Genomic DNA, 6,757 nt, shown 5'->3' with positions numbered 1-6,757 from the left:
TACCTTTCGTTCTCAGTGAGGTGTGTGTATTTCATGTTTTTTACTTCTTGGCGGGAGCAAACTTCATGATTATCGCATCTCACTGTTTTTATGTTCAGAGGTGTCGCACTTCGTACTTGAATCCAAGCCTTATAACAAATTGTTCAAGAGTGATTCGGCACGCGTGGCATTTTTACTATGCGTTGGTTTTAATGGTTAAGGTGGTATGCGGAGGCTTCGGTATTGCGTGCCTCACACCTTAACAAGGCGTTAGCACTATAAGCGTACGTTTGTAGTCACGCGGTACAAATTGATCTAAAATAACTGTATATAAAAACAGTCAGGGGGTCGTATGCTTAGTTGGTTAGCAAAAATTATGCTCACATGCACAGCCATAGCACCCGTTGGGTTTAGTTATGCTTGGGTCGCATGGTTTGCAGATAAAAAGGAGTTTGCAGGGCTTTCTATAGCGGCATCATTATTTTTAGTTCTGGTTTGTATCTGGGTTTTGAGATACGCAAAAAACAACTTGGAATCGTTCTCTTTTCAAGTGTCTTCAATTGAAGCCGCAGATCGTGAGAATATGGCTTTTCTGTTGTTATATCTCTTACCACTATTCACAGCTAGTTTTGATGCACTAAATTGGGTTGTATGGGCACCAATTTTAATTATATTTGCCCTTATAACCAGTACGGGATACAGTTATCACTTCAATCCACTTTTAGGCATAATGAAGTGGCATTTTTATAAAGTAGGAACACCCGAGGGTGTGACGTATGTACTTATTACAAAGAAAGAACTTCGGCGAGCTAGCGATCCGCTAGTAGTGGTTCAGTTAACGGAATATATTGTCCTTGATATAGGGGAAGATTAATTGGCTAGTCAAAACTTTTTTGCGCTTATAAAAGATGATAGCGGCAATACTCAGGTAAAACGAATTCGAGTTCAAGGTCCATTACAAAATGAACTCGTCAGTTTATTCAGTCAGCAATTAATTAGCTTTAATCATGACGTTGATACTGAAGTGCCATTTAATGGTGACTGGAAGCCTGATACAAATGAAGTGCTGGTTTTAACTGACGTAGATGAAGCTCAAGTAATGGTGGATGCAATTAGTGCCAATGCTAGCTCATTTCATGCTCTTCAATTATCTAACTTTGCTTCGGAACCGATTAAGGCAGTATTTACAGGGTTTGTAGAAAACAACGAGACAACTGTATTAGTTCAGAAGTTCTCTAGTCGCCAAGCTCTTTCTTTAAGTCAAATTCCGATCATCAAAATGCAAACAGGTAATACGTTTGTAAAGGCAACTGAAGACATTTTCACTTTAGACAATAAGTTAGTAGCGGTCATTGTTGGCAATCGTACGAAGTTCAAAAGTTTTCACAATGCTCGAATGGTATTCAACTTAGCCAACTTTTACCAAGAAGCTACAGATACAGATCTCAATGCAATTTGTCAGCATTCCTCTTTAGAAGTGGCAGATACTGAAAATTTTGTTGCTGAAGCAGATAGTCAAGTCAGGAAAATGGTACATACGATTTCATCGACTGCACTATTAGACAACTATTCTGTCGCTGAAATCCAAACCGCCGCGCAGGGGTTCCCAAACGTCCCAATCACCGTTAATCAAGGTAAGCTTGTTCTTCCATCTGATAAACGTGAGCTAAAAGAAGTTCTCCATTTTCTATTGGAAGATATATATAAGGGTCCTTTGTCAGGTAGTAATTACTTAACGAACTCAAAGCGCGAAATATAGTGCTAACAAAGCATTTAAGAGTGATTCCCAACGCTTGGCATTTTTGATGTCATCGTTGGGTTTTGTGTTTACGGTGGTATGGTTAGGTTTCGTGGTAGCGTTGCTCACACCTTAATGCGGCGTTAGCAGTTTGGAGAAGTTATGAAGTATCTCACTTTTGTTTTTTTGTTAGTATCATTTACCAGTCAAGCTAGTTGCTATGTTGTTGGCGATCTAAAAGGCTTTTCTACACGTCAAATCGAAAGTTTTGAAATAGGCAAAGATGGCATTTCATCTCAAAAATTCATTGTTGAATTTAAAGGTGATGAAAGTAGCGTCTCTCCAAATAACATGAGTTGTTTTCAAGCTGGTGCAGCTACATTAATCTGCGCTGATGTTAGCAATAGTGGCGAATCGACTATCGAAACTTGGGCTGTATATCCAGATTCAGGAAAAGCTGTATATACAAAGTCCATCAATGGTTTTGGGGCTTTTAATGGGGCAAATATGTTCGTAGGTAACATCAAGGGGCACTGCGACTAAACTGCTAACAAATTGTTCAAGAGGGATTCGCAACGCGTGGCATTTTTACTGTGCGTTGGTTTTAGTGTTTAAGGCGGTATGCGGTGGCTTCTATATTGCGTTGCTCACCCCTTAACAAGGCGTTAACTGGCGCAGAAAATATGAAAGCACATTGATACCGTTACTAGGTTCAGAGGTTTAGCGTGTTTGGTCGGTTCCCTTAATTAAGCTAATGCGACTAATTTCAATTTGGTACTTAAGTTTATTCATGAGAAAGGCGGCACAAAGCCTTCTAATAATATAAGGCATTCGCGATTAGTTCGGCGCACTTACATCGCCGAAGTATGGTGTTGTGAGACGCATTTCAAACTAAAGGTAAACGGTAATCTTTTAGTTAAATACATATTTGAGTTAGCTTTACTAATCATTAATTAGGAAAACCAGCCTTGGCTAAAGTGGCTGTAAGATCGGCGAAAGCTGAAAGGCGCTCAGTTAACAAACTGTTCAAGAGGGATTCGCAACGCGTGGCATTTTCACTATGCGTTGGTTTAAGTGATTAAGGTGGTATGCGGCGGCTTCGGTATTGCGTTGCTCACCCCTTAACAGGGCGTTATGTTTACTTGTATTTCAGTGGTTTAAAAACTCTTCGAACTCTGTTCTTTGTCCCTTTGGCCATTCGTCCTAGTTGCCTCAGAAAATCGGCATTATCGGTCTAAGTTCTTGAGTTTCTTCGGCTGTAAAACATGCCAATATTCGTGGGTTGCTTCATTTTCAGGTCGAGCTGGCTAGGTTTTAGTTCTCTGGCTTAAAGTCGCTGTGAGGTTCTTGGTCAATCAGCATATTTGCTTGGCAGTTGCCTCGGCAATTTTCCATTGTCTTGCGCTGTGATTGGAAAGAAAGGGCGCTTGTTGTTACTTCGGCGGGTTGCCTCATTGGGCAGGGAAGTGGCATTACTTGTTGTTGGTTTATCGCCTTTGGCGGTCAAGTTGGTTCTTGCGTTGTGGTCTAGCTCAGAAAAAACGTTAGAAATCGCAGTTCTTTCTCAATTAAATCATGTGGTTGTGGTAAACATAACAAACAATTTAAGAGGGATTCCCAACGCTTGGCATTTTTGTTTCTACTTCAACTTTAGTGGTTACGGTACAATGCTTTGGGTTGGGTGGTAGCGTTGCTCACCCCTTAATTGGGCGTTATGTGTTTTTAGGATAAAAATGGAAATTTTCGAAATTCAACTAGGAAACTCAATCGGTCCAGTTAAGCTCGGTATGACAGAAACTGAAGTGAGCAATGTTATCGGAACTCCTGATTGCATCTATGGACATCGCCATCATTTTTTAGACGGTCTCATGGTAGATTTTGATAATGAAGGAAGAGTTGAGTTCATTGAAGCCGCTGGGTCTGAGTTGTTTTCAACGACATTGCTTGGCTTTGATGTGCATACGACATTAGCGGCTAAAGTGCTCGAACGAATTCAGCTAGAAGGTAACTATGACCATTCTGATCCAGAGTTGGGCTATAGCTACGTATTTAAAGAGCTTCAGTTATCTTTCTGGCGTCCAACTCTTCCTGACTTAGAAGAAGGTGAAGGGTTGTACTTTCAATCGGTTGCAATTGCTTCCGAGGGTTACTTTGAGTAAACACATAACAAGAAATTTAAGAGTGATTCACAACGCTCGGCGCTTTCACTTCAAGCCAGTTTAGTGTTTATGGCACAATGCTTTAGGCAAGGTGTAAGCGTTGTTCACACCTTAATTTGGCGTTATACGAATTAAAAGGAGTTTACATGGAAAGGTTTTATTTCATTAAAGAATGGGAGCTTTTGCAAAATGGCGCACATGCTGGAATCGTTAGCTTCGCAGTTGAAAGGGCTAAAGAACTATCAGTTGATTTAGCGGTTTGTGTTCATAATAAAAGTTCATGTGAGCAATTTTTAGTGAAGTGTTTTGGCGAAAAAATAGCTCAGAAATTGCTTAATCGAAAAGATGTAAAAGTAGATGGCGTATCAATTATTTTGGAGTCATTGAAGACTCTAAAGCATTCATATGTATCAGTTGAACGAGCATATCTAGCATTGTTCCCTTCACAAGAACTTATTGAGTCAATTGAAAAAATTGATTCAAAGAAGTCACTTACAGTATTCAGCGAAACTTTGCACTCGGAGCATCTCGTTGAGTGGTATACCAAATTTGAAGCCAAAGCGTTGAGTGAACAATAATTCGTATAACAATCTGTTTAAGAGTGATTCGCAACGCTTGGCATTTTTGCTATGCGTTGCGTTTTGTGTTTAAGGTGGTTTGCAGTAGCATCGGTATTGCGTTGCTCACACCTTAACAGGGCGTTAGGGCGCAAGGAGTAAAATGATGATTCATCACATAGATCATATTGTTCTCACAGTCTCCGACATAGAAAAATCAGTGGACTTTTATAAACGGGTTTTGTGCATGGAAGAGGTGATTTTTGCCAATGGCCGTAAGGCTGTAACGTTCGGAAATCAAAAGATTAACTTTCAGCTTCTTGGCCAAGAACCGCGAAATGTAGCTAATGTTGGTTCAGGTGATGTTTGCTTAATTTCAGATTGGCCGTTGACATCAGTGGTAAACCATTTAGTCAAAGAAAATGTCAAAATCATAGAGGGTCCAGTCGAAAAATCAGGAGCTGTTGGTGCAATCCAATCGGTCTATTTTTTGGATCTTGATAAAAACTTGATAGAAGTCAGCGTGTATCAATAGGCTCTGCGCCCTAACAAACTGTTCAAGAGGGATTCGCAACGCGTGGCATTTTTACTATGCGTTGGTTTTAGTGATTAAGGTGGTTTGCGGCGGCTTAGGTATTGCGTTGCTCACCCCTTAACAGGGCGTTAGGGGCTTTTCGATGTGGCAAGTTTGTCAAAAAGTAATAGGAGTTCTACGTTGGTAGAAAAAATTGGGCATATTAAGAATCCGCTCACAGTAATTGCTATGTTTGCAGCTATTGCAGAAATAAGTGGAACGACAGTTTTACCGTTCATTGAACCTGAAAACCAGAGTGTTTACATTTGGTTCTTAATGTTTTTTCCCATATTTTTGGTCGGTGCTTTTTTCTTAACTTTGAACTTCAACCACCGAGTTCTCTACGCGCCATCAGATTATAAAGATGAGAAACACTTCATTAATCCTTATGGTAAAGCGTCACCAGAAGAGCAGGGCAGAAAGTTACAAGAAGAGATTGAAGAAATTGAAGCTGAAGATGCTTCAGGTAACGCGTCTTCTACGACTGATGCAAATGACAAGGAGCAGCAAGCCCATCAATCCGAAGAGAGTGTCATTGAATTGAGAACTGCAACTCATCGTCAATTGATGGCAGATGTCACATTTGCTGAAAAACTTGCAGTAAATAAAATGTCTAAGGACTTGTCTATTAACTTTAAGACCGACGTTAGGTTCGACCTTCCTAATTTGCGTAGTGCAGCGGTATATGATGCTGTAGGCATTACTGAAACTGAAGTGCATGCGGTAGAAGTTAAGTTGTTCAGAAGTCGAAATGTAGATCCGTCAAGGTTAGCTAGGGTGTTAGAACAATCAGAACTGGTATCACAGCATTTCCAAGGTTTTGATCCTAAGGAGTTTACCCTGCATATTTTTGCTGTTATGGATACTCCCAACTTTGAGCTAGGGTTGCTTGAACATACTTTGCGTAACTTTATCAATCGTTACAATGTTAAAGTTAAACTTCATGTCACGACGCTGAATGAACTGCAAAATGAATATCAGTACGCCCCTAACAAAGCGTTTAAGAGTGATTCGTAACGCGTGGCATTTTTACTATGCGTAAGTTTTCGTGTTTAAGGTGGTATGCGGAAGCTTCGGTATTGCGTTACTCACACCTTAACGCGGCGTTAGGCACTTAGGAGTTTTAGTGGGAAATTTTATTCAGTTAGCTGCAGCTTTCGGTGTCGGTGGGCTGCTTGTAAAACTAATCGACATTTTTGTGCTTCAACCGTTCATAGTAAAAAAAGAGTTAAACAATTGGCTTAGAGATAAAAAGTTAGTTGCCTATTCAGCTGCTGTGGAAGATTTAGCTAATATGGGTTTTAAAAATGAAGGTAAAGGTCCATTTGAAGACTTAGGTTCTTTATCACAAACCCTTTTACTTGTTGAAAGTACTGAACTGCAAAAACTCATCGATAGTCATATGTTTGATCGCGCGGAATTACATGATTGTGAAACGGGCTCCCAAAAGGAAAGTGAACTTTTTGATAAAGTAGACTCGAATGCAAGGCAAATTATTAGTGCGTTAAGGGATGACTTGCGAAAAGGCGCCTAACAAATTGTTCAAGAGTGATTCGGCACGCATGGCATTTTTACTATGCGTTGGTTTTAGTGGTTAAGGTATTATGCGGAAGCTTAGGTATTGCGTGCCTCACACCTTAACAAGGCGTTATGTTCACAAGCAGGAAATACGGATGGCAATATTAGATTTTAAAGAGATTCCCATGCCACATAAGGGTGGCGGTGAACAAGACAAATTCGAGCTTTTTGC

8 protein-coding genes are annotated in these 6,757 nt (G+C 40.2%); all 8 read left to right on the top strand.

Annotation, left to right across the window (positions count from 1 at the left end; translation table 11 throughout):
• Positions 1–331 precede the first annotated feature (331 nt).
• The 8 genes from FKN16_RS23750 to FKN16_RS23695 all read left to right on the top strand — a co-directional run bounded on the left by FKN16_RS23750 (position 332) and on the right by FKN16_RS23695 (position 6,541).
• Positions 332–853, top strand: a complete 522-nt coding sequence (locus tag FKN16_RS23750) for a hypothetical protein (protein WP_124941992.1) — start codon at positions 332–334, stop codon at positions 851–853.
• Positions 854–1,738, top strand: a complete 885-nt coding sequence (locus FKN16_RS23745) for a Kiwa anti-phage protein KwaB-like domain-containing protein (protein ID WP_170903687.1) — start codon at positions 854–856, stop codon at positions 1,736–1,738.
• Between the two features lie 141 nt (positions 1,739–1,879).
• Positions 1,880–2,260, top strand: a complete 381-nt coding sequence (locus FKN16_RS23740) for a hypothetical protein (protein ID WP_025580543.1) — start codon at positions 1,880–1,882, stop codon at positions 2,258–2,260.
• A gap of 1,190 nt (positions 2,261–3,450) precedes the next feature.
• On the top strand, positions 3,451–3,876 hold the full coding sequence (locus FKN16_RS23730) for a hypothetical protein (protein WP_170903686.1): 426 nt from the start codon (positions 3,451–3,453) through the stop codon (positions 3,874–3,876).
• 146 nt (positions 3,877–4,022) lie between these two features.
• Entirely contained in the window at positions 4,023–4,454 is a 432-nt protein-coding gene (locus FKN16_RS23725; RefSeq protein ID WP_170903685.1) for a hypothetical protein, read from the top strand.
• Positions 4,455–4,596: 142 nt separating this feature from the next.
• Positions 4,597–4,968, top strand: a complete 372-nt coding sequence (locus FKN16_RS23715) for a VOC family protein (RefSeq protein ID WP_206989807.1) — start codon at positions 4,597–4,599, stop codon at positions 4,966–4,968.
• 180 nt (positions 4,969–5,148) lie between these two features.
• Positions 5,149–6,024 carry a hypothetical protein gene (locus FKN16_RS24850; protein ID WP_195764979.1) on the top strand — a complete coding sequence of 292 codons (876 nt, stop codon included), beginning with the start codon at positions 5,149–5,151 and terminating at the stop codon, positions 6,022–6,024.
• 109 nt (positions 6,025–6,133) lie between these two features.
• Complete coding sequence (locus FKN16_RS23695; protein ID WP_170903684.1) at positions 6,134–6,541, top strand: hypothetical protein; 408 nt, start codon at positions 6,134–6,136, stop codon at positions 6,539–6,541.
• Positions 6,542–6,757: the final 216 nt, after the last annotated feature.

This window comes from Vibrio sp. 11-4(1), assembly GCF_013048625.1.
Classification (GTDB): Bacteria; Pseudomonadota; Gammaproteobacteria; order Enterobacterales; family Vibrionaceae; genus Vibrio; species Vibrio diabolicus.
The sequence above is the reverse complement of the archived record's forward strand: the minus strand, read 5'-3'. Positions and strand labels throughout refer to the sequence as shown.